Consider the following 26,207-nt stretch of genomic DNA (forward strand, 5'->3'; position numbering starts at 1 on the left):
CTATAAACGATACAATACAAAAAACAGCCCCAGTTGGATAATGCCAACCGGGGCTGTTCACGTTCATAACTACTACAAACAAAACAAAGGGACCAAACAAAAAGTCAAACTTGAAATCAGGGCAAATGCGACCATGTTGGGTTGAGGTCATTTGGCCCGAACATAGCTCCCTGGCGCATCCTCGATCGCTTTCAACTTGCCTGCGCCGGGTTGCCGTGCCTTGATGGGCGGCTCCGTATCATGGGCCTTCATCCAGTCCGACCAGACCGGCCACCAGCTGCCGGCCGTGAATTCGGCGCCCTTCAACCATTCCCCCGGGTCTGCCGGATAGTCGTCGTTCAGCCAGTAGCCGTATTTAGGCTTATCCGCCGGCGGGTTGATGACGCCCGCAATATGGCCGGAAGCGCCAAGCACGAACTTCACCTCTCCGGACAGCAACCGGGTCGTGGGGTAGATCGAGGTCCACGGTGCGATGTGATCCTCCTTGGTGGCCAGAACGAAGAATGGCACATCGATCTTGGACAGGTCGATCGGCGTTCCATCTAGCGACAGGTGCGCCGGTTGACGCAACCCATTCTCGATGTAGATCTTCTCCAGATACCAGAGCAGCATGGCCGCGGGCAGGCGGGTGCTGTCGGTGTTCCAGTAGAGCAGATCGAACGCCGGTGGTTTACGACCCATCAGGTAGTTCATGACGTGAAACGACCAGACGAGATCGTTCTCGCGGATCATCGAGAACATGTCCTGCAAGTGGTAGTTCTCCAGATAGCCCTTCTCTTTCATGTGCTCTCTGAGAACCATGAGCCGGTCTCGGTCGATGAACACACCGAGTTCGCCGACATCGGTGAAGTCGACCATGGTCGCGAGCGTCGTCGCGGTCGCGATGCGCTTGTCCTTGCGGGCAGCGAGGATTGCCAGCGTTGCCGTAACGAGGATGCCCCCGATACAGAAACCGAGAATGTCGAAACGCTTTTCGCCGGTGGCCTCGCCCATCGCGTCGAGCGCCGCCAGCGGTCCGAGCTTCATGTAATCCTCGAAACTCAGGTTCGCGTGTTCTTCCGTCGGATTGACCCAGGAAATCAGGAACACCGAATGGCCTTGTTCCAGCATGTAGCGGACGAGGCTGTTGTCCGGGCGTAGGTCGAAAATGTAATACTTGTTGATCCAGGGCGGCACGAAGAGCAGCGGACGCTTCTTCTGCGTCTCAGTCATCGGTGCATAATGGATCAGCTGCATCAGATCGTTCTGGTAGATCACCTTGCCCGGCGTCGTGGCGAGGTCCTTTCCGACCTCGAAAGCCGTGGGATCGTTGGTGTTGATGTCGAGCCGACCCTCGCCCCGCTCGAGATCCTCGACGAGATTGCGGAAACCTTGAAGAAGGCTTTCTCCATCCGTCTCGAGAAACCTGTCCCGGGCGGCAGGATTGAGCATCAGGTAGTTGCTCGGGGACAATGCGCTCAGGAACTGGCGCGTGTAGAACTTGGTCCGAAGGGTGTCCTTGCTGTTGGCCGGAAGCCGGGCGAGAAAATCCTCGGTGGCCTGTTCAAGCGCCAGATGGGCGTCGCGCATGCCGCGGGTATAGGGATCGTTCTGCCAGCGACGGTCCCGAAACCGCTTGTCCTTCGGAGCCTCGCCGCCCGGAGTCCAGGCATTCTGCCAGGCTTGCGCCCAGTCCATCCACATGCGCTGCGCATAGCCGGCGGCTTCAACCGGGTTTCTCAGCATCTCGTTGAGGGAGCGCAGGTAGGCCTCCATCACGCTCCGGCTGTCCACGACCGAGAACTCGTTCCCCACAGCCTTTGCGACGGCCTGTTCCTGCGAGCGCTGCGTCACCGTCTGGAGCCGGGCCATCAACTCCAGCCACTCCTGGGTCTGCGCGCTCAGTCTTGCCGAATCCATGGGGTCCCTCCTCCCGTGAGCCAGCCCGCGACCCGTCCTCCGTCGGGACCTTGCAGCGCTTCGGGGCGCCGCGGGACTGGCCAATCAATCTCGGGCCAGTCTAACGAGACTGCGCCGGCGTCCTAGGAAAATCCACGCTTGCGACAGTACGACCGGGAGCGCCGGCGGCTACAGGGCGCGCGACTCGTAGCCCGCGTCCTGGATCACCGCTTGCAGCGCCTCGGTTGTCAGGCGGCTGAAGATGCTCACAGTACGGTCGGACAGGTCGCAGTTCACCTCTGCATTGGCGTCGCTTGCCTTCACCGCCTTTTCGATTGCAGCCGTGCAGTGGCCGCAGCTCATCTCGGGAACGTTGAAACGGGTCATGTCAGTCTCCTTTGAACGGGATTTGCAGACTTCCAGCGGAGGAAGGTCAAGGCGAATGTCGGACTCCATCCGTGCCTCACGCGCAGGGCCGCCATGCACAGTCGGTCGTCGACGGAAACCGCGGGAATTGCCTTTCGTCGCAAAGTGATCGTAGGAAGGGGCGATCGGGCCACGCAGTCGGAGAGCCCGGAATCTCAAAAAAAGGGACGTCACGATGAGCCGCCTCGTCTTCATTCTCAACGGTCCGAACCTGAACCTTCTTGGGAAGCGGCAGCCGGAGATCTATGGCCGGGAAACGCTCGAGGACGTCGAGCGGGCTTGTAGCGAAATCGGCACCGCCAGCGGCGTGGAGGCGCGACTGCTCCAATCCAACCACGAAGGCCAGATCGTCGACTGGATCCACCAGGCGCGCGAAGAGGCCCAGGGCATCATCATCAACCCGGCCGCTCTCTCGCATACGTCGATTGCGGTGCTTGACGCGCTCAACACTTTCGAAGGGCCGGTCATCGAGGTGCATATCAGCCAGATTCACAAGCGCGAGGCCTTCCGCCACCATTCTTTTGTCAGCCATCGCGCGGATGCGGTGATGGCAGGCTTTGGCGTGCACGGCTACGCACTGGCAATGCAGCATATGGTCCGGCTCGTGAAAGGATGACCCGAAGAAGACTCCGAACTGCTTTTCGAAAAAGAAGAGTCCCCGGGTCTCGATGGATTTTCTGGAGCGGGCGGCGGGAATCGAACCCGCGTCATTAGCTTGGAAGTCAGGTGTTCAAATCCCGAATTTTTCACTAATTTCAATGCCAAGTGCAGTCGTATCCACTTACTTTGTAGGTGATGTGTAGGAAATGATTTCTTGGAGCGGGCGGCGGGAATCGAACCCGCGTCATTAGCTTGGAAGGCTAAGGTCTTACCACTACACAACGCCCGCTCAGTAGGGCGCACAGTTATTTCATGTGAGATTGTGCGTCAAGACGTGTCCGTCCACCAGGACGGGAAGGCCGCGCTGTGACTTCACTTCACGGCCTCCGCTGCGCGAGAGAACATGACATCTAGCAGCCGTACGACTGAGCAAGATCTACAGTGCCATGGAGGTGGCGATCAGCCTTCTGCGGAACTTCATCCAATTCACAGCGAACGGCAGCACGGAGCCCATTCCGACCGATGGCGAGTTATCAACGAATTGGTAGATTGCCGGCTTCACTGACATCCGACGGAGAAACTCGGATGAAGGCTTCACGCTCGGAACCGGCCGTCCAAGCCGAATGCAGCGTTCCGTAGGAGGTCGGAAACCGGACTTTCGCTGATCTTGCGAACATGGACGCGAAATAAGCCAAAAGCGGACTTCGGTAGCCGGATCTCTCCACATTCTTGCTGCACAAGATTCCGGCGAGTGCTAGCTTAGGGAAAAAAATAGGAAATCTCGATTTGAGCAGTGAGATCGCAAGCCAGGGCAGCCTATTCACGTCCGACTTTTTGACCGAAAGCATTCAAAGGCTTTCCGAGTGGAACACCCTTGGCGATGCTGATCTCGACCAGTTCGGTGCGTCTCTTCGAGCGGTCTTTGATCGCTTCCCTATCTCTCAGACACCTAACGAAAGCCAGACGGAAGATGATCTGATCTGGCCCATCCTCGAAGCGCTTGGCTGGACACAATCCCTTCGCCAGCAAAACCTATCGCCGCGTGGCCGTGAAGACGTACCAGATGGTTTGCTTTTTGAGAGCGCCGCAGCAAAGACCAAGGCGAACGGCTTTCCCGAAGATTGGAAGCGCTACGAGTTTGGCCGCGCCGTGGTCGAATCCAAAAGATGGGCACGCCCCCTCGATCGGCGTTCCGGCCGGCGCGGGGAAGAAACCGCCCCGTCAACCCAGATGCTCCGCTACTTGCGCCGCATCGACGACATCACCAATGGCGCGCTGCGTTGGGGTATTCTGACCAACGGTTCGAAGTGGCGGCTGTATTTCTCGGGCGCGCGATCGGTATCTGAGCAGTTCTTCGAGCTCGACATCGCTGCGATCCTGGACTTACAAGGGCACAATGACGGGTTGTTTGCGCTCGATGAGGCCGATCGCCGTCACTGGTTGAAGGTTTTCTACCTCGTTTTTCGGCGGGAGGCATTCGTACCTTCGAGCGCTGATCCGCGCACCTTCCACGAGAAAGCCCTCGAAGAAGGCAGGTTCTACGAAGAGCGCGTTGCTGAAGACCTTTCGAACAAGGTCTTCGGTGAGGTGTTCCCCGATCTTGTGCACGCCATCGTCAAGGCCGCGCCTGAGGCTGATCTTCAGGAAGTGCGCGAAGCTGCACTGATCTTGCTCTACCGCCTCCTGTTCATCCTCTATGCAGAAGACCGCGACCTCTTGCCGGTCAAAGACACGCGCTATGACGATTACGGGCTGCGCAACAAGGTGCGGCTCGATGTCAAAGAGCGCAAAGACAAAAACGATGTCTTCTCCGAAACGGCTGCGCGCTATTGGGGAGCGATGGTCGATCTCTTCATCGCGATCGACCAAGGGGACGCCTCGATCGGCTTGCCACCCTACAATGGTGGTCTTTTCGACCAGGAGCGCCATGCGATCCTTACCAATATCCGCATCCCCGATGCGGTCATGGCGCGCGTGATCGACGCGCTCTCTTTTGAGGTGACGCCAGACGGGCGCAAATACATCAATTACCGCAACCTTTCGGTGCAGCAACTTGGTTCAATCTATGAGCGGCTTCTAGAATACGAGGTGACGCTCGATGACGAAGACATCACCGTTCAGCCCAACATCTTCGCGCGCAAGGGATCGGGCAGCTATTACACGCCCGATGACCTAGTGCAGCTCATCCTGACCGAGACCCTTGAGCCGCTTGTCGAAGAGCGCAAACGCGCCTTCAGAGAGAAGATCACAGAGCTAAGGCAGGGGCACTTGCCCGATCATCGCAAGATCGGCCAACTCAAGCGCCTCGATCCCGCGACCGCCCTTCTTGATCTGAAAATCTGCGACCCGGCCATGGGCTCCGGCCATTTCCTTGTGAGCTTGGTGGACTTCATGGCCGACCAGGTAATCGCCGCCATGGCCGAGGCCGAGCTTGACGCGCCCGAGGAATGGGGGGACTACATTTCTCCGCTTGGCGAGCGGATCGACACCATCCGCAACACCATCCTCGCCAACGCCGATGAGCGCGACTGGACAATCGACGAAGAACAGCTCGACGACCGGCATATCATCCGCCGCATGGTGCTCAAGCGCTGCATCTATGGCGTGGACAAGAACTCCATGGCCGTAGAACTCGCCAAGGTGGCGCTGTGGCTGCACACGTTCACCGTGGGCGCGCCGTTGTCCTTCCTCGATCATCATCTTCGCTGTGGTGACAGCCTTTTTGGCTCCTGGGTGAAGAAGGGCATCGACAAGGCCACGACCTACGGTACGCCGCTCTTGCTCCATGAACCCATGAAGCGCGCCCTACGGGCGGCCTCCAAGATGCAGATCGTCGAGGGGCTGACCGACGCCGAGATTGCCGAGGCGCACCGATCGGCAGACGTGTTTGCCGAGGTGCAGGACATGACCGCGCCACTTGATGCGTTGCTCAAGCTGATCCATGCGATCGTCTGGCTCGACATCAAGGACAAGGCGGGCAAGGACGCGCTGAAAATCTTCTTCGATGGTCAATTTGGCGATCCGCTCGACATCGCCATGGGTAAGAAGGAACCCAAGATTAAGCGCGAAGAAGGACAGCGCTTTGCCGAGATACTTGGCCAGGTGCGCATGCTGATCGCAGAGGAGAATTTTCTCAACTGGCAGGTGACCTTCCCTGGCATCTGGTCGGATTGGGAAGAGGACGAGCTGACTGGCGGGTTTCATGCCGTGATTGGCAACCCGCCATGGGATCGAATGAAGCTTCAGCAGATCGAGTGGTTTGCGGAACGTCGCCCAGAGATCGCGATGGCGGCGCGTGCGGCCGACCGCAAGAAGATGATCGACGCCCTGAAAAATGCAGATGATCCCTTGGCTCAGGACTATGCAAAGGCGTCAGAGCGGGCCGAGGCCGGAACACGCATGGCGCGCAAGGGTGGGGATTACCCCTTGCTTTCCGGCGGTGACGTGAACCTCTATTCACTCTTCGTCGAGCGGGCGATGACAGTGGTCAAGCAAGACGGGCTCATCGGTCTACTGGTCCCCTCTGGTATCGCCTCGGACAAGACCGCCGCCAAGTTCTTCAAGGGCGTGGCGACGGAAGGACGGCTGCAGGCGCTGTACGACTTCGAAAACCGCCGATCGCGCTACGAGTTGAAGCCGTTCTTTGAAGACGTGGACAGCCGTTTCAAGTTTTGCGCTTTCGTGGCCAGCCCGTTGCCAACGGAAAAGGCCGCGCGCTGTGCGTTCTTTCTACAGGCCGTGAGCGAGCTTGCTGATCCTGATGTCTGTTTCTCACTCAGCGCTGAGGACTTCGCGCGCGTGAACCCGAACACCGGCACTGCGCCGATTTTCCGCTCAAAGCGCGATGCCGATTTGACCAAGGCCATTTATGCCAATGCTCCGATCCTAGTGGATCGTTCTGGCGGTCAGGATGAGAAATCTTGGCCGCTGAAGTACTCCACTATGTTTCACATGACGAATGACTCAGGGTCTTTCCGCACACGGGCTGAGCTCGAAGATCAAGAAGGAGCCTATCCTCTTGGGGGCAACTTTTTTGGAAGCGCTTCAGGCAACTGGCTGCCACTCTATGAAGGTAAGATGGTTCAAGCATTTGATCATCGCGCCGCGAGTGTCTTGGTCAATCCCGAGAACCAACACCGTCCAGCCCAACCATTTCCGGCAACCGTTGAGCAACATGAAGACCCGGCATGGGTTCCTGATCCCCAATTCTGGGTCCCATCCTCAGAATGTGGCTGGGAGAAAAGGGACGGGTGGGTTCTTGGTTTCAAGGAGATCACAGCGCCTACAAACGTTAGGACCATGATTGCTGCTTTGTTTCCCTTGGTAGGTTTCGGGAACAAAGTTCCCTTGCTCTTACCGTTGGGTGAGGATCGCCGAGAGTGGTTGTTGTGCGCCAATTTCAATGCGGTGCCATTCGACTACGCTGCACGCCAGAAGATCCAGGGACAAACGCTGAATCTGTTCATTGTGGAGCAACTGCCGGTCATTCCAGCAGAGCGGTATGAAAACACGCTGTTTGGTTCGAAAACTGCGTTGGAGGTTATCCGAGAGGCCGTTCTTGAGCTCACCTACACCGCCCACGACATGGCTCCCTTCGCGCGCGACATGGGTTATGTGGACGAGGCCGGAATCCTGAAGCCCCCGTTCACCTGGGATGAAGAGCGGCGCCTTGTCCTACGCGCCAAGCTCGATGCCGTCTTCTTCCACCTCTACGGCATCACCGAACGCGACGACATTCGCTACATCTACTCGACCTTCCCGATCGTCGAACGGGAAGAGAGGGCCGCTTACGGCGGAAAGTACCGCTCTTGCGAGCTTTGCCTCGCTTACATGAACGCACTCGCCGCCGGAAACCCGGACGCGGAGATCAAGGTGTGAACACAGATGACAATTGGCAGCGTCATACCAAGACAACAGACCTATGACGGGCAGTTTCGCTTTTTTGAGAGAATTAATGAGCTTCTGGGGCTCGAAGGCCTGAGGTCTCTGCGGATCGCCTCTGCATATGCTAGGTGGGATGGGCTCGGGCTTGTTTCGGAGAAGCTGGAAGAGTTTTTGCAAGCTGGCGGGAACGTTGAGCTCATTTTCGGTTTCGACAATGGAGTGACGTCACCAGATAGCTTCTTGTACGGCCTCTACTTGGCGGATCTTTTTGCCGCAGGTGTTTTTGTGGGGGCCGTTACGGACCTGTATGACAATGCAACCTTTCACCCAAAGATGTTTCAGTTTTGGTTGAAAGATCGAGTTATTATTGTCGTGGGGTCGGCAAACCTCACAGGTGCGGGCATCAGTCGTAACATAGAAACTGGTGCTGAATTTGAGCTTAAGATGAAGTCGCAAGCGGCAAGAGACTGGGCGCTAGCGTGGTCCGAGATTAAGAAAATGTCTGCGGAGGTGGATATTGATTTTGTGCGACGTGCCAAAGCTGACAACCGCCTGTCTTCGGAGGCAAGCAAAGAGGTAAGTAGCAAGAATAACACAGGAAATTATCTCGACGTAGGCGCTCAACTGGCGGCAAAACCTCTTTTTTCAAAGTTCTTAGAAATCAAGAAGACAAGAAAAAGAGAGGCTGCGCTTAGAAAGCTAGACCCGGCTAGCGAACGCCCTGGCCAACTTTTTCTTCAAATATTAGAGAACGAAACAGGTGGAGGGAATGGACGGCCTGGCTATCAAATTCAATTACCTGTCGCCACGCTCTCTGCGTTCTTTGGCGTAGGCCCTTCTCAATCTCAGGATGTCTTGTTCCGGTTCCCCTCCGACAACGTGTATGTTCGGCTTACTCACTTCGAGAATAACACACATCGCGTTAGGCTTAGGCCTTTGAGAGATGCTAAGCGGCCTACCATCGTCCGATTCGAGAGGGCCGGGCCCAATGAGTACAATTGCTTCATTGTCCCACGTAGCGCTTACTCTCAAACGCTTCAGTCAAAATGCACACAGCAGACGCGAGCAGGTGCTAGGAGGTGGGGAATCGAGTAGTGTCGCGTGCATAAGTCAAGACTGATGCACACTTACACGGCATTGGCATTTTCAATCGCTTAGAGCGTGCAAAAATCACGCTCGGAACTTGTGTAAAGCAACGCATGAATGTCGGCTTTGCGGGCTGCAACAGCCGCAAGTTGGCTGGTCGGTAAATGTCCGGATTGGGCCGATTACGACGGTTGAGCGACAAAAACCAGGGTCCGGTTTGCCGCCAAACCTAACATTGCCGCAGGCGCCCCAACGGCTCCTTTGCGCAGGTCGCGGTCGCCTGGCTCGACCAGACGAACGGCAGCAAGGTCCGCTGAGGCGCCTTTGATGTGTGACGGGGCGAAGGTCTGGTCCTTGATTGCCATGCTGGATACCGGCCGACTGCGACGGGGATTGCTGCACTGCCGAGAATGACTGCGAAGTCGGCAAACTTCCCTTTCAGCGCTGCGCTTTGATCCGCCTCGTCGCCGGGGCGACCATGCCGGTCGCTCCCTGCGCAGTGCCGACGTTGTGGTGTTTCCTGACAATGCCCGGGTATCAATCTGTGACGGCCAATCTTGTCTGACCGCCTGAACCTTTGATCTCACTCAACGACATCCAAGTGATCTTGGTATTATCATGATTTCATATTGTCGTTTCGAGACGGTCCGCGAAGGCGATCAGCTGTGAACGGTAACTCCGATGCAAGGTTTCAAGCCAACGTTCGTCTGCCGAGTACGGTAATGGATGGAAGGGGTCCGTGCCCATGGGGTTGTTCAGCGGGGGCTTCCGAAACTGACGACCTAACTCGCGCCGAGATATCCAAACCATAAATGGGAGGGTGACATGTACTTTCCTCGTTTCCTGAGTTGGTTGAGAACTATCCTTGACGACTTTGGCCTCATTTCTGACTGTGACGGAGATGACGATGTTGAACGGGACGGACCAATCGAGATCCATTTCGCAACCACAGAAGATGACAGTGTCGTCTTCGACTACCTGGAACCCTTGCATAGCGTCGACGACGACCTGTCGCTGGCCAGCATCGAGCAGCCTGTAGAAGGTGGCGTTGTTTCTCTGATCGGCGACAATGAAGTAAAGTTCTCCCCCGGCGACGACTTCAACTATTTAGCGCACGGCGAAACCACGTCTGTCGTTTTTTTCGGCAAGGCCGGTGAAGAAGATGATGGCGAGTTCGAGGACTTGGTGGACATTCGCTTCGAAGTGTCTATCGAAGGCATAAACGACGACGTAAGGGTCATCTCGGGTGATCTTGCGGGTAGTGTCGTGGAACAACCGACGCAGTTGGGAGTTATCGTCGACGCGCCGGATCTGACAATGGCGCTGGCTTCTCCACTAGGGTCGTCTTTCAACTCTGTCTTTGACTTTGAGACAAATGAGCCCGGTTCTGAAGATCTCGTGACGTTGTCAAGCGGAGCCAATGACATTTACAACTCGGGAAACGCTGGAGGATCCGGCATCTGGAGCGAGACGCTTGCCTTCGAGTTCCTTTCCCGTGTGGCTGGTGCGGAGCTCATCGCGACTGGGGCTGAAATCGAATACACGGACCCAAGCAGCAAACGGACAGATTTCGCGGTTCAGATAGGCTCGGAGACGCTTGGAGTGGCGGTCGTAAGGGGAATAGGCTACCTTTCTGACCTGACACCTGATCAGGCAAACGAGCTTCTCGTCGACAAACTCAGCGACATTCAGGAAAGCAACGAAAACGTTGGCGATCTCTTTGGACGACAAATATTGGTTGTGTTCGCAGAAGACATGACGGCTGAGACCTCTCTTACATCGGCTTTGGCGTCCATTGATCCTTCGCTGATTGGAGGTACCATAACCTTGATCATTCGCACAGACGGCGCTGATGGGAGTATCTACTTCGGCGAAAGTCTTGCCAGCAGATCGACCGTCCTTTCTGATGCCGACGACATACTCATGGACAGTGGAGTAATCGCCTTCGAGGACGTTGATCTTAGCGACGTTCATCGCGTTGAAACTTCGTTCCTTTCAACAACGCATACTACACAACTTGGTAGTATGATCGGCGCTGTCACCGACGCCGCCACTGGCGATGGTGTCGGAGAGGTGACTTGGCAATACCTGGTCGCCAACGAGGTCGTACAGTTTCTGGCAGAGGGTGAGGCGATAACCGAAACTTACGAAGTATCGCTGGCAGACGACAATGGTTCAACGGTTGTTAGTGAGGTGGAGATCGAGATCTTTGGAATAGGAGACGGTCAAGCGGGCACAATGGATGACTTCCTGTTGTGAGGCAGGCGGAACTGGAATTTTTGTCCAAGGTCGATCCCGCGTCACTCTAACGGAATAATCGTGCCGCGCGTGCGCGGGCGGCACATCCGCCATGCCTGAACCGAGCGCCCGCTATCACTCTCTATGCAGTCAGATGATCCTTTCTATCGGATGTCCCAAACGTCGGCAAACGCGACCGCGTTCTCTCTTTTGGATGCAAAGCGGTGCGATTTTTCTCGTACTCCATGTGGACTGCGAACTCCCTGATCCTCTTGGTGACTGTGGAATGGACGGTGTCAATCGAACACAGGGTCATCGTCTTCGCCAAGCACCTTCGAAACCAGCCATGTATGCGGATGACCGGGGAAACCAGCCGCGTATCGCTTTATCAGTCGCGAGTAAGCGTAACCCAGTTCAGAAGCTTTGTGGACCACGCTTTCGTCCGAGATGGACCGCACGATTAGACCGCCGCCCTTCGGCTTGAGCTCGAACCCTTGTGATCGAAGCGTCTCTTGTAGCTCCTCCCAAGAAGAAGACCTATGGACTGCTGCTCTGAAGCGTTCGTGCATATCATTCGTGCCTTCCATGGTGTTTGAGGTCGCAGTTCCATGTATTTCGGCCGGGGCTTTTTCACCGTCGGGGTCCGAGGAAGGCCCAAAGACCAACTCCGGGAGCACGACGTTCCAAGCATCGCGATTAAGATAGCTCTGATACTCCTCCGCCGAGTCGTCCCGGAACCGGGTCGAGATCGCATAGACGCTTCCGTGGAGGAACTTTGCTCCCCGTGGTGGCGCGAACTTCTTGGCCAGCCGGCAGACCGCCGTGCCGTCGCGGTCCATCATCACCCACCGATCTCCCCTTTCTTCCAAGAATATCGGGTCGTCGGGCTTGAGATGCTCGATGGCTGCGAGAGAGGCGTTGTCTGCACTCAATCGCCCAGCAAAGCTCAGGTCGACTTCAGACGGATCAAGGGTCCTGTAGAGCTTGCGACACCCCGAGACATCTACCGAGCCTTGCCTATGCCCTCGTATCAGGAACGCTTCGTCATCCAGGCCTTCGAGAATCGGATGCCGATCGCCCATGGTCACAAGTGCCAGGCTACGCCGGGCTCGAGTCATGGCCACGTAGTAAAGGCGGCGGGCTGCATCGCTGTCTTCTCCGTTCGACCGTTTCTTCCAAGCCCCGTCGAGCACCACGACGTCGTCGAACTCGAGCCCCTTGGCGCGATGTGCAGAAAGAAGAAGGAGCCCGCTCTGCCGTTTTCGGACATCGCGCCCCCATTCGGCCAGCCATTCGAAAATGTCCTTGCGATCGGTCGCGCGGTCCCCGATCTCGCGCGCGAAATCCTCAACGCCGTCTCGAAGAATGGACCACCACGGGCCGTCAGGCTGTGCTTCCATCCACTCTGAGAGTTCCGAAACATGAATCCCCGAGCGATCTCGGGCCCTCAACCAGTTGACCAGAGCTTGGGTTTCACGCAGGCGCCAGAAGTTGGGAGGTTCGGCGTTGGCTGTTTGTACCGGGATTCCGTGCGCCTCGCAGTAGCTCCGCACTGGCTGAAGAAGGCTCCACTCTCGCGCAATGACGGCAGCCTTTGCCCAATCCCAGTCCGGAATGATCTTCGAGAGGCGTTTCAGCTCTTCGACGGCCAGAGCGGCCTGGCTGAGCTTGTTGCCAGCGCCCTTGAACACCTGGACACGGCCGCGCCCAACACTGTCGATGCGTTCGAGTATGCCGCCGGAGCGCTCGTCCTTGCGCGCCCTGTTCACGGTAATGTCGTGACCCGCCTTCATGCGATCTGCGGAAGGTGCGATCACATGGTTCGAAGCGTGGATGATGTTGGCCGTCGATCGGTAATTTTCGACCAGGTGGCTGGGCTGTGCCTTGTAATCTTCCTCGAAGCGGCGAATGAACTCTACCGAGGCGCCGTTGAAGGCGTAGATGTTCTGGTCGTCGTCGCCCACGGCGAAGAGGCTGAGGCGCCGATCCTCGTCCTCGATCGAGCGTCCAGCAACGGCCGCGATGAGCTCGTATTCCTCGGGACCGATATCCTGGTATTCGTCCACCAGGATCCATCTGTAACCCTCGATGAGCGTGTCGCGTTGGGCCTCGGCCTCGTCGCGCGACAGGCCCTCGCCCTTCAGGAGGGCAACGGCCTGAGCCATGATCTCGTCGAAGTCGACGCTTTCGACCTTTTCAGCACGCTTGGCAAAGCTCGCACCCACCATCCGCATCGCGAGACCATGGCAGGTGGAGACCGTCACACCGCGGGCATCCTCACCGATCAGTTCGTACAGCCGCCTCCGGATCTCGGTCGCAGCATGGCGGTTGTAAACGAGGGCCAGGATGCCCCGCGGGTTCTCGCGCTTCACGCGGATGAGGTAGGCGATGCGGTGAACAAGCACCCGAGTCTTTCCCGAACCGGGGCCGGCCAGGACCAGGACGTTTGTCTGCTCGCGATCATCCGAAACGATCCTTGACTGGTTCGAATTGCCCAAGGCCTCGACGATCGACCGCCAGGATTCCGGTGTGGTCTGCCGGCGCAGTTCTGAGCCTCGAGCCGGCAGCCACTTCTGGACGAAATCATCTCGACTGAGCGTGAAGTATTCTTCTGCGAGCTTGAGTGCTTCGCCCAAGGAGCCCAGACCCCGCTCAGCGTAGGCTCCCATGATGTGGGTCTGAAGAACCTGCTCCTGGTAGTGAAGCTTGAGCGGCTCGAAGTCGGGTTCTGTAAACTGCTGGTTGCCAGGGGCAAGGTGGATCGTCATCGCCGGACGGAAGATCGTGAGGCCCTTGCCGAGCGTGATGATCGATTGCTCGTGGAGCCAAAGGAGAGCTCGGTCGAGGAGCTTCGACGGGTCCGTCACCGCGCTCGATAGCTCGAAGTCTCCCTTGAGGGACGCCATCAACCCGCCCAGGGTCGTCTCGACCTGAACGTCTTTTCCTCTCGCCTTCTGCGGTGCTGCATTCTGTAGCGCGGCAAGCAAGACACCTCCGGCTGTCCGACGCAGTTGAGCCGTGGCCGAGAGCGCCTGCCAGGTCCGCAGAATTCGGAGCGAAAGATGCTCTCGGTCGATCTTTCGGACCTGGAGGCTTCCAGTTCCCTCACTTTCGTCACGACCGTCCCGTGCAATCCCTCGGACGAGCCTGTCGACGATGTCCGGCCGAACGGTCGCATGACCCGCATCGCGCAGCGCCTGGGAGGCGATTTTCAGGTTGAGAGTCGACACGGCGCCGAGTTCGAGATCAGGAGCGAGTTCGCGCAGCTTTTCGATCAGGTCCTTCTCAAGGCTATTTGCTTGCATGAGGCGCTTTTCAGAGGAATCCTCCACGCCAAGGTGCACGAATACCGTGATGGCTGTGTCGTTTGAAGCGATGCCGAGAGCTTCAATATCGTTAAGGGCCTTGCGCAGCTGCCCGGGTGAGAAGCCCGACAGTCCGCATAACTCGTCTGTCGAGATCCCCTGGTCTGCCGGGGAGTTGATCAAGCTTTGAACGAGGGCCTTGAGTTTCAGACGATAACCCTCAGCCACGTTCGCCTTCGCGATGATCCTCTCGGCTTCCTCGAAGGTGCGGATCCGGAGGCAAGATGGGAAGACGCGGGTTCGGTTCTCCTCCCGTTTCAGAAGCGCGGCTTCCTCGAGCCAGGACACGGCCGTCTTTACGCGCGTGTCGTCGGTTGCAGAGTCCCGTTCGAACTCGAAATCCTTCTCCTCCCGGACGATCTCGCCGGGTGTGGCGACCACTTCACCCTTCTGTTTGGTTCGCCGATCAAGGCGCCGGAGAGATTTCAGGATGGCGCCGATTTCGCGCTTCTCGAGCCGGGATCTTGCCGAAAGACTGAACTGACGCTCGATATCGTCACGGCTGAACAGGAGTATGCACCGGGCGTGCTCGCGGTCGCGACCTGCTCGGCCCGCCTCCTGCAGATAGTTCTCCAATGACCCCGGTATGTCGGCGTGCACCACGAGGCGAATGTCTGGCTTGTCGATCCCCATACCGAATGCATTGGTGGCCGCGATGACGCGCAGATCGCCATTCGCAAAGGCCATCTGGACGTCATGCTTCTCTTCCGGTTTCAGGCCGGCATGGTAGTGCGCAGCGGCGAACCCGCGTTCCTTCAAGAACGCTGCGACGCGCTCGGTCGCGGATCGTGTCGAACAGTATACGATCGCTCCGGAGGTGCCGCTCCTGGGAAGTACCTCCTCCAGAACCTTGACCACATCTCCAAGCTTCTTGCCCTTGTCTGTGGGAATGATCTCGAAGGAAAGGTTCTCACGGACCGCCCCGCCGTCGAGAAGCTTGAGGGCAACGCTGAGCCTGGAGCGGAAATGCTCGGTGATATCCCTGATCACGTCCGGTTTGGCTGTCGCTGTCAGACAGAGGATTGGGGCTGGCTCTTCGTCTCCGGAGAATTCCTTGATGAAGCGGCCGACATAGCGGTAGTCCGGCCGAAAATCGTGTCCCCACTTGGAGACACAGTGGGCCTCGTCAAGGACCCAATAACCAACTTCACGCTGTTTCAGGACAGAGCGGACCGAGGGGCTCCGGAGCTGCTCTGGAGAAATGAGGAGTATCGCCGCATCGCCAAGGCGTACCTGGTTCAGGGCCTCCTGACGCTCTGGCATGGAGAGCATACCGTTAATCGTGACGCAGGACGTGATCCCTTGACGGCGCATTCCCTCCACCTGATCCGCCATAAGGGCGACAAGGGGTGAGACCACCACCGACAGCGCACCAGTCTTGCTGAACTGAGAGAGCGCCGGAAGCTGGTAGCAAACTGACTTGCCCGTCCCGGTCGGCAGGATGCCCAGGATCGGCGTCTTGTCCATGGCTGTCGCCACGATAGTCTCTTGAAGTGGTTTGCCATCCGGCCCTTCAGGATTTGGTCTGAACCCTTCGAACCCGAACCATCGTTTGAGAAGTGTCCTGGGATCGTTCTGCGCTCGGCACCAGTCGCACTCTGGATCAGTGCAAGGTGTATCTCGGAGGCGGCGAACCAGTCGACTGGCTTCGGGAAACTGATGGCGGACCCAGGGAGGCATGACGGAATTGCCGCCTGCGACCGAGATCCAGGCAAGTGCGTAGGCAAGCGGCCAGCCATCTCGCTCGGCTTCCGGAATGACAGTTTCAACCTGATGGGCACAGGCCTCGTCCCGTAGGAGGCTCCGTATGGCCGTCTGTGCCTCCGCTGGACCGGGGCGCCGAGCGCCTCGAACAAGGGCGAAAATTCCATCAAAGCCCGCTGGATCCGGATGGGTCGTTGTCAAATAATGATAAACCCGCGTCGTTTCCGGGGAGGTGTGGTCGATCTCGCGAAAAGCCTCGATCTGATTGCCCAGCACAGTAAGCACCAGTTCCGCATCAAGTTCGGGGTCATTGACGTGCCCAGCCTGGAGTCGCCCGTCCTGATAATGTTTGACCAGATGATGGTATGGGTTCCGAGGAAAGGCGAGCGGGTTCAGCCAGAGCGTGTCGATAACTGGCTTTCTGAGAAGGCGCAGGTCAGGCTTTTCGGACTCCAGATGACGAGCATCGAAGTCGATGAAGTTGTGGCCGACCACATAGTCAGCAGTGTCGGAGAAGCGATCCAGTCCTTCGAAGGCAACACCCAGATTGCCACGCCTGAATACAAGGGCTTGTTCGAAACCGCGGCGAACGCCTGCGAAACTCTGGATGCGGTTGGACTTGGGATCGATCTCGAGATCGATCGACACGCACCTCTGCAGGAGCGCATCCGCGTGCGCGGCCTTGGGATGTACGCCGTCTTCCAAACCCGATCCTACAATGTCTGCCCCCGACATGAGTTATTCACAGGGAATGTGGGATTTCAAAGGCATGACGATGTGTTCCCAATATGTTCTTGCAACTTGGTGTCATCTTGGCCGAAACTCATGTATCGCGGCTGGAGGCTGGCTGAATCTTGACGACAAAGTCTTTCTGAGTGGACGCCACCGGGTCAGCGCACTGGCTCGCCTGTCAGCGGCATGCCCAAAGCCAATCGATTTAAGCGATGCGCAAGCGCTGGCCAACTGGAAAGCGGTGTCCAAGAGCGGCGGACCACAGGATGAATGGAACGATCGACACAACTTTTGACGTCTATTCCGACACGCCCAGTGGACGAGATCCCGACAGCCACAGTCAAACCCTGCGCCGCTTCCACAGAGTTCTCTGGAGCAAGCCGTTGCCTGGCGGAAGCAAATTCGATCTCACTGATCAGCACCCGAAGACCTACCTGTACCACAGCTCTGCACTCGGTGAATTCCACCTTTCGAGTGACTCGATCGGCCATACGTATCGTCACGTCAGGGAAATGGCTGCAATCGTCGAGCAGGTGCCGGAAGAAGAGCTCAGCCGGTTCTTCACTGCTTGCAGCACCATCGGCGCCTACATCGTCTTCCCTTCCCGAAGGATAGACAACAAGCCGACGATAAACGGAGCGCGCGGACTCCATCGGAAGATACGGGACCGTTTCGATCTCACATTGGAATGCATCAGGCGGCATTATCTTGGTGAGGTCAGTCCCCTTACTGAGACCTTGGAAAGATATGCTGGATTCTTCGAGCTGTTCGAAACCTTTGAGGGGTATGTCGATTTCTTCCTGTTGCAGGATCTGCTCCTGGCGAAAGGCGGAGCAGTAGGCTTCTTTTTGCCATTCGATGGTTTTGACGCGCCTCCGCTTCCTTCGGACCTTGAGGCGTACCGTCACTACCGGGAGAAGCTCGTCACCTTCGTCGCCGCCAGAAACTGTCGCATCATTGAACAGACGAAAACAACCTGACTTTCCGATGAGGCCGTCGAAAGTGGTTATTGACTCAAAGAAACCGGCGTCTAAGGCTTCCAGCTGCACGGAATAGCAAAAGGCTGGAACGAGAATGGCAAAGAAGATCGACCTTGAGAAACTCAGTATCGACGAGTTGAGAGCACATGCAAAGGACGTTCAGAAGGCCATTGAGGGGTACGAAGCCAGACAGCGGAAAGAGGCGCTCGCAGCGGCCAAGGCTGCAGCCAGACAGTACGGCTTTGAACTGGATGAACTGACGAGCTCTGCTCCCAAGAAGGCCAAGGCAAAGGTGCCGCCAAAGTACGCCAATCCCGAAAACCCCGAGTTGACTTGGTCTGGCCGCGGCCGAAAACCGGCTTGGGTCAATGAAGCGCTCGAACGTGGTGTGTCCCTCGAAGACCTTGCCATCTAGGGTAGGATCGCGGAACTGCGGGGGTATCAAAACGTGTTCGGTCCAGTTGAACACCTCCGCTGTTAGTATCCCGTCGGGTTTGCCTCCGATGAAGTATGGCTGGAGCGATTTTCTCTCACCACTGATTGATCTCATTCCGAGGTTTCAGCAATAGGCTTCTAGCGCGAGTATGAGTAGTTGGGGCGGTAGGTCCGCGTCCAGCGCAGTCCGGACATTCAAGCTGTTTTAAGATTTCGCGGGTGCAACATCGTTTTGAACCGCGCCGGGTTTGCCGGAGGCTCCCAACCTTGAGAAGGTGGAGCCATGACGAATACATCCAATCGATTTTCAACTGAGGTGCGTGCCCGAGCGGTGCGCATGGTTCTGGAACATCAGGCCGATCACGCTTCGCAATGGGCGGTGATCTGCTCGATTGCGCCGAAGATCGGCTGCACGGCCGAGACGTTGCGCAAGTGGGTACGACGTGAGGAGCGTGACACGGGACAGCGCCCCGGGCCGACCAGCGATCAGCATGCGCGCCTCAAGCAGTTGGAAAGGGAAAACCGTGAGTTGCGCCAGGCGAACGAGATCCTTCGCTAGGCGTCAGCTTTTTTCGCGCAGGCAAAGCTCGACCGCCCTACGAGGAAATGAAGTTGTTCATCGAAGAGCATCGCGACCAGTACGGGGTCGAGCCGATCTGCCGTGTGCTGCCGATTGCCCCGTCCACCTATCACGCCCACGTCGCCAGCCAGGCCGATCCCACGAAGCTGTCCGACCGCGCCAGACGGGATGCCGAACTGTGCCCCGAGATCCAGCGCGTCTGGGACGAGAACTTCCAAGTCTACGGCGTCCGCAAGGTTTGGCATCAACTCAATCGGGAGGGCATCGCGGTCGCCCGGTGCACGGTTTCCAGATTGATGTCCGCCATGGGGTTGGCCGGTGTCGTGCGTGGAAAGGCCCAGAAAACAAGGGTTCCGGATCCGTCCCCGCCATGCCCCGAGAACTGCGTGAACCGCGAGTTCCATGCCCCGGCACCGAACATGCTCTGGCTGTCGGACTTCACCTAAGTCGCGACCTGGGGCAGCTTCGTTTACGTGGCCTTCGTGATCGATGTGTTTGCAAGACGGATCGTCGGCTGGCGCGTGTCTCGCTCCATGCAGGCGGAATTCGTTCTCGATGCCCTCGACCAGGCTCTGCATGATCGGCGTCCTGCCGACGGCAGCGGGCTTGTCCATCACAGCGACAGGGGGAGCAGTATGTGTCGATCAAATACTCGGAGCGGCTGGCAGAAGCTGGCATCCAGCCGTCCGTCGGCAGCGTCGGCAACAGCTACGATAACGCACTCGCCGAGACGGTGATCGGCCTCTTCAAGGCTGAGGTCATCCATCGTCGCGGACCGTGGCGCAGCTTCGAGGCGGTCGAGTTCGCCACGCTGGAATGGGTCGACTGGTTCAACAACCGGCGCCTGCTTGAACCCATCGGAAACATCCCGCCCGCCGAAGCGGAAGCCCGCTTCTATGCGAAATCGAACGAGCTCGCTATGGTGGCGTGACTCAAACCAACCAGCCTCCGGCAAACCCGGCGCGGTTCATTTCAGACTGCCTGACCGGCCCATTGCCGACACTAGACATCCGGTTGCAACGCTGCACGCAGCGTCACCAAAGCCGCCATTCGTTGGCAGCACAGCATTTCGTGGAGGATATGAAACAAGGGGCGCCGGGCCATAACTTCCGAGGACGGCGAAGCCGACCGTAGCAATGTCGCGCGGTGATACCTCGCACATCTTGCTGGAGTTCTTTTTTCCTCCAGCTATCTGACCTAAGTCGCGTCTTGCATTCAATGAGATGTATTACAAATCAATGATGGGCACTATATCGGTTGTCCCCAATTGACCAGTCGCCGAGCGTTCGGTGATCTGTCGTCGCTGACTTAAAGAGATCAATCAGGAGATCGCGTCCTATGGCCGGAAGCGGACAGCACTTCATTCCGCGACATTTTTTGAAACCCTTCGTAATTCAGGATGGGTCCGACAAGCTCTGGATGTATCGTCGGAACCTGTCTCATCCAGTGCCGGTTGATCGAGGTGATGCGGCAAAACAGAAGCACTTCTACTCGAAGCCATCAGAGGATGGGACGCTAACGCTTGACGATCTCATCACTGACTACGAAACGCATGTTTTTAAGCTGGTTGATGCGTTGCGTGCCCTCAACATTGATGAAGAGGCTGACCCGCGCATGGTGGGCGAAGTCGCGGCCCATTTGTCCATTCGTTCCGCGCACACAAGAACCTTCATGACGGAAGGGGCGGCGAGCATGGCGCAGGCTTTGGGCAAGCTGGTCGAAGACCCTGCCAAGGTTTTTGGGATCGAAAACCTAGCGGCAAACCATGTTCCTAAGAACCTCCAAGACATTATTCTCAATGGCATCACCGAGAACGGATATGACGTCTTGTCTGGCGTAAGCAAGGAAACGCTCGCACGTACGCTCTATTTTCATTTTCGAGAGCACGGAGCGTCAATGCTTGAAGAGGCGAAGTGTACGGTTCTGCCGCTCGTGGATCAGTTTTTGGGGAATACGAAGGCGTTGGCCACCTCGGCCCATATCGAAGCGTTGTCGAGAACCCTCGCGCCGGAGGGTGTCATCGAAAAACTCGCCGGATTGCGTTGGACGGTCGAACCGCAAAACGCGGTGCCTGCAATCCTGCCGGACTGCGTTTGCATTTCCTTCGACGAAGTTGAAGGATGGCAGCCGCTCTTTCTGGGTGGGAAAAAGCCGATACATGTTGTCCTCCCACTCACGCCAGATCGAATACTGGTGGGCACGCGTGCGGGTGTCGAAACCTTTGCCACGGGGGGCTTCAATGACATCGCAACGACCGTTTGTCTTGATTTCTTCTTATCGAATGAACGTCACGATGCATTGGCATTTCACCACGAGGGTCTTGGCGATCAGCTTCGCGGAAGGATTGCGGGGCTAATCAACGATGCTCTGGCAAATGTTGCCTTGGATTTTCTTCCGCCAACCGACAATGTGGTCAGTGAAAGGTCGATCTTCGACCTGGAACAAGGCGATGATGCAAACCGGAACCTAGCTTTCACAATCGCACTTAAGGACGCTGGCAACGAGGATTTTGCAAGACAGCTTGGTGACTACCTAAGCAAGCTGATCATACGGCTAGTGCCAGCGCATACCTTCAGCAGAATCGACGGATTTACGGTCGCAAAAGACTATGAAGCAGCCCTGAATGAAGTGGAGCGCGGCTTTGACGCCGCACTGGTCAAATCCACGCCGTCTGAATTCGGTCTTGGCGTCGCCATGCCGCTTTGGGTCAAGCGCGATAGCGTTATGAAGACACATTTCGTCTTGCGCGACATCTTGGCTGCACAACTGATGTTTGCCGAAGAGGCCGAACAGCTCGAAGCCGAAGACCTCTTGGCGCAAATGATTGCTGGCACCTATCTAGAAACCTTGATTCTCGGCAGGTTCCCGGAAGCGAACAAGTTTGTCGCTTCCGATGAAGTCGAGCAAATGCTGAGCCAATATTCCTATAACGCGTTCAGCGCGTATTTCTGCGCGCGAGTCTGCGCGCGCGACGACATGAACACCGATGCCACCGAAAAGCACCTCGTTGATCAATTAGACGTGGCTCATCAAAACATTGTTGCGAAACGCCGAGCTTACCGTTTGGATGGGAATTTGGAAGGATTCCTCGATTACACTTTTGACACGCTAAGCCTTGTTCTCAAAGCATGTGCCCGATTGATCGGCACTTACCATGCGCTTGAGAAACCAACAGAGCTATCTGATGATTTGCGTGAAAAGCTCGAAGAACTGGAACTTATCCATTGGTTCGATCTGTTTGCAAAAGACCTGAGCGGGTTCATGGCGAGCATTGAGGAATGGGGCCGATTTGAAGACATCCTCTTCACCAATCGGCATCTAGAGCGCTTGCTTCTTCGTTTTGGCATCCTTTTGGATACGCATGGGGCGGATGGCGTGCATGCCCACGTACCTTTTGGCTCCGATGGAGCCTACTTGTTGGAGCTTGAATCCAAACGTCTGCAATAGTGGGAAGTTTGCGTCCAGATACGCTACGATCGAACTGTGCGATCAACCCGGTGTCCGCAATTCAATCGCGGGATAGATTTCTCGCAGCCGCAGAAAATGTCCGCTTTCCGCCCTTCTTGCCGAATGTTGCGCCACAAGGGGCGAAATCTCTCGCTCGCAAAGATGGTCCGGTAGGTCGGCGAATCCGACCTCTGCTCGCTACCAGCTCCCGATTTGCCTACCTTAAGCATTTTCACTGCGGTCGACGTTGGATGCGGGCCTCGGTCCTTTGGTACTGGCTGGGCTTTTGGATTCAATTTTCGCTCCGAGAAAATGAAGCCTCCCCCGCCGGTCCCTCGGTTAGCCAAAATAGTTTCTGACCCTCCCCCCTCCCGGGGTACAGCTCTTTCCGAGCGCCTTTCGTTCTGAGAGTGGGGTCCGGTCTCGAGTTGGAGCCGGGCTTGCGCCGGCAGGATCATCTGTTACGGCGCCAGGTCCATGGCATCTCGAACGAGGCGCTCCAGATGCCCCGCTTTTCCTTCTCCGCCAGCCTCTGCTCGCCAACATAGTCGAGGCTGTAGTCCGTGTAGGCCACGGCCCAGCCATTCCGCACGAGCCAGGCGTTGATGTCCTCCTTGCCCTTCCTGCAGACCGCTATGAGACGCCCGTAGCGATCGACGTCGCGAACATCGCAATCGACCGGCGATCGGGCAATGTGATCGGCCAGGGCGAATGCCGAATCCTTGCCGCATCGCCACGTGCTTCCATCGTCCCGGGTGCAGGTCTGACTGCTCTCGATTGCGTCGATCCCGAACAGGCGAATCCTTTGCCCATGAACTTCGATCGTGTCCGCGTCGATGACCGACGCCACGCCGGAAATGTTCGAAGGCTCGGCGGACAGACATGTTGCAGATGTCGCGAAAACCACCGCCAGCACACCACACCGCCAAACCATGCTTCTTCTCCTTCCTGCCTACGGCTCAACCGCCGGAACACAGGTTCTCACAGGGGACGCCGTCGTCATCCCTGTCGAGAGAGCCGCCCCACGAGCAGTTGTTGTAGAACCAGTACGCGTCTTCGCAGCTGAAGATCGACTTCGAACAATAGCGGCGTGGGGAGCAGTCGTTGGCCTGTGCCAGCAGCATCAGGCGATCGAGGGACGTCTGTGGGGTGACACTCGCAGGTGGCTGGTTCACCGATGGGTACAGGGCCTGGAAGGCGATCAGGCAAAGCGTGAAATTCATGCGACGATCCTCCGACCCCGCTCTAGTCCGGTATTCCGGCAGAACTTGGGCGTTGGGTCAGAACCAGGCAGCAAAGATGCATCTTCCCGTCAAAGGATCGGTCTTGCCGAAGTGGAGACGCCTCGCCACTCGCCCCCGTCGCCTGCAGGCGGGTTCAATCAGGAAGGCGCGGCGTCAAGCGGATGATCCATGCAAGCCGGCGTCGAAGTTCAGAAAGCCACCTGCGCTTCGAAGGAATTATGTCTGGGCGCGATGAAACTGAGATCCGTATGCAGCGCCTGCGAACCCTGCGAATGCTGCGAACACGTGGAGAGCCTTGGCTCGCGACGTGACGAACAAGCGATCTCCCGGAAGACCTCAGCGCCGCGTCCACGGCATCGCGCCGGGCCAAGGGCTTCATGGCTGAGCCAGCTGTCGACCAGACGATGGGCTTGCTACTTCTGCTCCCTGCGCATTGCCGACGCTCACGGCGTCTCAAAGGATTGCAAATGCAGCACCGTCCTCTGAACTAGAAGCGGCCACTCGTAGTCGGCGCGGAGAATGGCGGTAGTGAGCCCAAAGCCACCCCAGAGCAATGAAATCGAGTTCGTCTTCGCGGATCGAAGCGGACCTCCATCGCAGAGTAGGTTGCCGACCTGGCTTGTGTCAGATGACCGAAAGACACCGTGACCGGAAACGTTCCATCCATCATCGTCATCGGCCCTCAAAGAAATTCGCCTACGCTGCAGACTCGTTGATTTTTGGAGTGGCCGCTCTAAGACTTCTAAGTAATACAGCGCGATGGGGAGGTTTTCAGGAATTGTTTCGTGGAGAGGTCTGCATAGGCACTACGGGTGGCTGTATTTCGTGAAAGAAAATCCGGGAGCGAACTTGATGGACGGACATACTCGTAGATCCTTTTTGAAGGCCTCCGCCGCAACGGTGTCTCTTGCCGGAATGGGACCAGTTGCAGGGTTTGCACAGACACGGCGCATGGACGAACTGATCGACGAAGATGCGACGGGGCTCGCTGAGCGTTTGCGCGCTCGTGAGTTTACGCAAGCGGAGTTGGTCGAGATATTCGTACGCAGGATCGAAGTCATGAACCCGGCGCTGAACTTCATGACGAACACAGCCTTTGACCGGGCCCGCTCGAAGGCCGAGACAATCCCGCTTGATGCGCCATTCGCCGGAGTTCCAATCCTGATGAAGGACATGATCGACATCGGTGGTTTGCCCCGAACGGATGGGTCGCGGTTCATGTTGAAGAACGTTCCAGAGCGGAGCGTCCAATACGTCGAAGCCGTCGAAGCTGCCGGGTTGAACATTCTTGGCCAGACCAACGTGCCCGAGATGGCCAGCTTCATCATCACGAACAACGATGTCTTTGGAGCCACCAGAAACCCGTGGAACCCGGACTATTCAGTCTTTTCCTCCAGTGGCGGATCTGCTGTCGCGGTCTCGGCTGGGGTTGTTCCGATGGCGCACGGAACAGACGGTGCGGGCTCCAATCGGCTTCCGCCCTCCGCCACTGGCATTTTCGGCATGAAGCCGAGCCGGCGGCGTATGCGGTCTGGTGAAGCGGACGGCCGCCACGATGTCGCAAAGACAAACCAGATGCTCAGCCGCACCGTCCGCGACAGCGCGCTTGCGTTTTCTCTCACGGAATCCTTTTCAGGCGACCCATTCCCTCCGGTTGGGTACATCGCCGGACCGTCGGATCGACGTCTGAAAGTCGGTCTGATTGTTGACGATGGCAAGTTGATCACGACGGACCCGGAGATCTCCGAAGCACAGCGCAAGGTTGCGCTGCTCATGCAGAACCTTGGCCATGAGGTGGAAGAAACCCCGTGGCCTGTGGACGCAAACGAAATGGCCGACGCCTATGCAAAGTTCTTTGGCGGAAAGGTGGGCGCACTCAAGACGGCGGTCGAGGCGGCCTCGGAAACGCCGCTCATGGAATCAGGGCTGCTGACGCGGTTTCTGGCGTCCAACATCGAGGCCTCGGCAGCCGTTTCAGCTGAAGATATCGCGGAGGGCCGCGCGTTCCTGGACAGGCTGGAGCCCGTGTTCGCCGAAGTCTTTCGTAGGTACGACGTACTGCTGGCGCCCGTGGCGCCAGTGGTCGCGCCGCCATTGTTCGAGCACACTCCGGACGAGCTCTATACCGATGAGTTGTCTCGATATGTTGCAGCACGCCTGAAATTCACATCACCGATCAACTTCGCCGGATGCCCGGCCATGTCCGTACCTCTCTCCTGGAGCGCGGATTTGGGTCTGCCGATAGGGTCCCATTTCATAGCGGCAGCAGGGCATGACGGACTTCTATATGAACTGGCCTATGAACTTGAAGAAGCGCGTCCCTGGCGAGACATTTGGGCGCCGTTTTCATTGAAATACGTGCCTGTCTAATGTCGTAGAGCTCCGTTTAAACAGCGGACGTTCAGGCTACCGATACCGATGGCGGCTCTGTCCGCTGAGTTACCCTTGGATTTAGACGCCGCGAGCGTCCGGTCTTTAAGCCCGCTGTCCGATGCTGAGAGAGCGAGGTGAGCTATGTCGCGCTTGCAGCGAAGGTCCGCGAAGTCGGAATTTCGTTGAAAAACTCTTCGCTGCATGCGCAGTGGAACGGCTTTGGAGTTCGGCGCAA

Annotated in this window: 13 protein-coding genes, 1 tRNA gene, 1 pseudogene and 1 other annotated feature; of the genes and pseudogenes, 9 read left to right on the plus strand and 6 right to left on the minus strand. The window is 57.4% G+C overall.

All coding sequences use genetic code 11. From position 1 onward, the window contains the following. Positions 1-147: 147 nt before the first annotated feature. Together ACFQ2S_RS16020 and ACFQ2S_RS16025 are read right to left on the minus strand one after the other, a co-directional pair. Positions 148-1,899, minus strand: coding sequence for a PHA/PHB synthase family protein (locus ACFQ2S_RS16020; RefSeq protein WP_386075972.1), 1,752 nt, complete (start codon positions 1,897-1,899; stop codon positions 148-150). Positions 1,900-2,067: 168 nt separating this feature from the next. Further along, on the minus strand, positions 2,068-2,265 hold the full coding sequence (locus tag ACFQ2S_RS16025; protein WP_386075973.1) for a heavy-metal-associated domain-containing protein: 198 nt from the start codon (positions 2,263-2,265) through the stop codon (positions 2,068-2,070). Between the two features lie 214 nt (positions 2,266-2,479). Here ACFQ2S_RS16025 and aroQ point away from each other — a divergent pair, with 214 nt between their 5' ends. Beyond that, on the plus strand, positions 2,480-2,920 hold the full coding sequence (gene aroQ, locus ACFQ2S_RS16030) for a type II 3-dehydroquinate dehydratase (protein ID WP_386075975.1): 441 nt from the start codon (positions 2,480-2,482) through the stop codon (positions 2,918-2,920). A gap of 199 nt (positions 2,921-3,119) precedes the next feature. Here the strand turns inward: aroQ and ACFQ2S_RS16035 are convergent. Continuing rightward, positions 3,120-3,193: transfer RNA gene (locus ACFQ2S_RS16035), tRNA-Gly, on the minus strand. Between the two features lie 497 nt (positions 3,194-3,690). On the opposite strand from ACFQ2S_RS16035, the gene ACFQ2S_RS16040 reads away from it, so the two are divergent. The 3 genes from ACFQ2S_RS16040 to ACFQ2S_RS16050 all read left to right on the plus strand — a co-directional run bounded on the left by ACFQ2S_RS16040 (position 3,691) and on the right by ACFQ2S_RS16050 (position 11,133). Beyond that, positions 3,691-7,782: an Eco57I restriction-modification methylase domain-containing protein gene (locus tag ACFQ2S_RS16040; protein ID WP_386075977.1), complete on the plus strand. Its 4,092-nt coding sequence runs from the start codon at positions 3,691-3,693 to the stop codon at positions 7,780-7,782. 6 nt (positions 7,783-7,788) lie between these two features. Continuing rightward, on the plus strand, positions 7,789-8,883 hold the full coding sequence (locus tag ACFQ2S_RS16045; RefSeq protein WP_386075979.1) for a phospholipase D family protein: 1,095 nt from the start codon (positions 7,789-7,791) through the stop codon (positions 8,881-8,883). 816 nt (positions 8,884-9,699) lie between these two features. Next, positions 9,700-11,133: a VCBS domain-containing protein gene (locus ACFQ2S_RS16050; RefSeq protein ID WP_386075981.1), complete on the plus strand. Its 1,434-nt coding sequence runs from the start codon at positions 9,700-9,702 to the stop codon at positions 11,131-11,133. 275 nt (positions 11,134-11,408) lie between these two features. Here the strand turns inward: ACFQ2S_RS16050 and ACFQ2S_RS16055 are convergent, their stop codons facing one another. Continuing rightward, on the minus strand, positions 11,409-16,829 hold the full coding sequence (locus ACFQ2S_RS16055) for a RecQ family ATP-dependent DNA helicase (RefSeq protein ID WP_386075982.1): 5,421 nt from the start codon (positions 16,827-16,829) through the stop codon (positions 11,409-11,411). A gap of 350 nt (positions 16,830-17,179) precedes the next feature. Here ACFQ2S_RS16055 and ACFQ2S_RS16060 point away from each other — a divergent pair, with 350 nt between their 5' ends. The 4 genes and pseudogenes from ACFQ2S_RS16060 to ACFQ2S_RS16075 all read left to right on the plus strand — a co-directional run bounded on the left by ACFQ2S_RS16060 (position 17,180) and on the right by ACFQ2S_RS16075 (position 22,355). Further along, positions 17,180-17,893, plus strand: coding sequence for a DUF6994 family protein (locus tag ACFQ2S_RS16060; protein ID WP_386075983.1), 714 nt, complete (start codon positions 17,180-17,182; stop codon positions 17,891-17,893). 94 nt (positions 17,894-17,987) lie between these two features. Further along, positions 17,988-18,308 (plus strand): H-NS histone family protein, encoded by a 321-nt coding sequence (locus tag ACFQ2S_RS16065; RefSeq protein WP_386075984.1) that lies wholly within the window; start codon positions 17,988-17,990, stop codon positions 18,306-18,308. Between the two features lie 303 nt (positions 18,309-18,611). Next, a pseudogene (locus ACFQ2S_RS16070) lies at positions 18,612-19,839 on the plus strand (IS3 family transposase). Further along, positions 18,893-19,009, plus strand: a sequence feature (AL1L pseudoknot). Its footprint overlaps the pseudogene before it by 117 nt. 407 nt (positions 19,840-20,246) lie before the next feature. After that, on the plus strand, positions 20,247-22,355 hold the full coding sequence (locus tag ACFQ2S_RS16075) for a DUF4238 domain-containing protein (RefSeq protein WP_386075986.1): 2,109 nt from the start codon (positions 20,247-20,249) through the stop codon (positions 22,353-22,355). A 454-nt stretch (positions 22,356-22,809) separates the two neighbouring features. Here the strand turns inward: ACFQ2S_RS16075 and ACFQ2S_RS16080 are convergent, their stop codons facing one another. After that, positions 22,810-23,271 (minus strand): thermonuclease family protein, encoded by a 462-nt coding sequence (locus ACFQ2S_RS16080; protein WP_386075987.1) that lies wholly within the window; start codon positions 23,269-23,271, stop codon positions 22,810-22,812. A gap of 43 nt (positions 23,272-23,314) precedes the next feature. Then, complete coding sequence (locus ACFQ2S_RS16085; protein WP_386075989.1) at positions 23,315-23,578, minus strand: hypothetical protein; 264 nt, start codon at positions 23,576-23,578, stop codon at positions 23,315-23,317. A 972-nt stretch (positions 23,579-24,550) separates the two neighbouring features. On the opposite strand from ACFQ2S_RS16085, the gene ACFQ2S_RS16090 reads away from it, so the two are divergent. After that, positions 24,551-25,969, plus strand: coding sequence for an amidase (locus ACFQ2S_RS16090; RefSeq protein WP_386075990.1), 1,419 nt, complete (start codon positions 24,551-24,553; stop codon positions 25,967-25,969). The last annotated feature ends 238 nt before the right edge of the window (positions 25,970-26,207 follow it).

Source organism: Tropicimonas aquimaris (genome assembly GCF_042676185.1).
In the GTDB taxonomy this organism is placed as follows: Bacteria; Pseudomonadota; Alphaproteobacteria; order Rhodobacterales; family Rhodobacteraceae; genus Tropicimonas; species Tropicimonas aquimaris.

Excerpts from the sequence above, each read along its gene's own strand:
- ACFQ2S_RS16020 (WP_386075972.1), bottom strand. The coding sequence starts at position 1,899 with ATGGATTCGGCAAGACTGAGCGCGCAGACCCAGGAGTGGCTGGAGTTG.
- ACFQ2S_RS16085 (WP_386075989.1), bottom strand. The coding sequence starts at position 23,578 with ATGAATTTCACGCTTTGCCTGATCGCCTTCCAGGCCCTGTACCCATCG.
- ACFQ2S_RS16060 (WP_386075983.1), top strand. The coding sequence starts at position 17,180 with ATGAATGGAACGATCGACACAACTTTTGACGTCTATTCCGACACGCCC.
- ACFQ2S_RS16065 (WP_386075984.1), top strand. The coding sequence starts at position 17,988 with ATGGCAAAGAAGATCGACCTTGAGAAACTCAGTATCGACGAGTTGAGA.
- ACFQ2S_RS16050 (WP_386075981.1), top strand. The coding sequence starts at position 9,700 with ATGTACTTTCCTCGTTTCCTGAGTTGGTTGAGAACTATCCTTGACGAC.
- ACFQ2S_RS16025 (WP_386075973.1), bottom strand. The coding sequence starts at position 2,265 with ATGACCCGTTTCAACGTTCCCGAGATGAGCTGCGGCCACTGCACGGCT.
- ACFQ2S_RS16045 (WP_386075979.1), top strand. The coding sequence starts at position 7,789 with ATGACAATTGGCAGCGTCATACCAAGACAACAGACCTATGACGGGCAG.
- aroQ (WP_386075975.1), top strand. The coding sequence starts at position 2,480 with ATGAGCCGCCTCGTCTTCATTCTCAACGGTCCGAACCTGAACCTTCTT.
- ACFQ2S_RS16075 (WP_386075986.1), top strand. The coding sequence starts at position 20,247 with ATGGCCGGAAGCGGACAGCACTTCATTCCGCGACATTTTTTGAAACCC.
- ACFQ2S_RS16090 (WP_386075990.1), top strand. The coding sequence starts at position 24,551 with ATGGACGAACTGATCGACGAAGATGCGACGGGGCTCGCTGAGCGTTTG.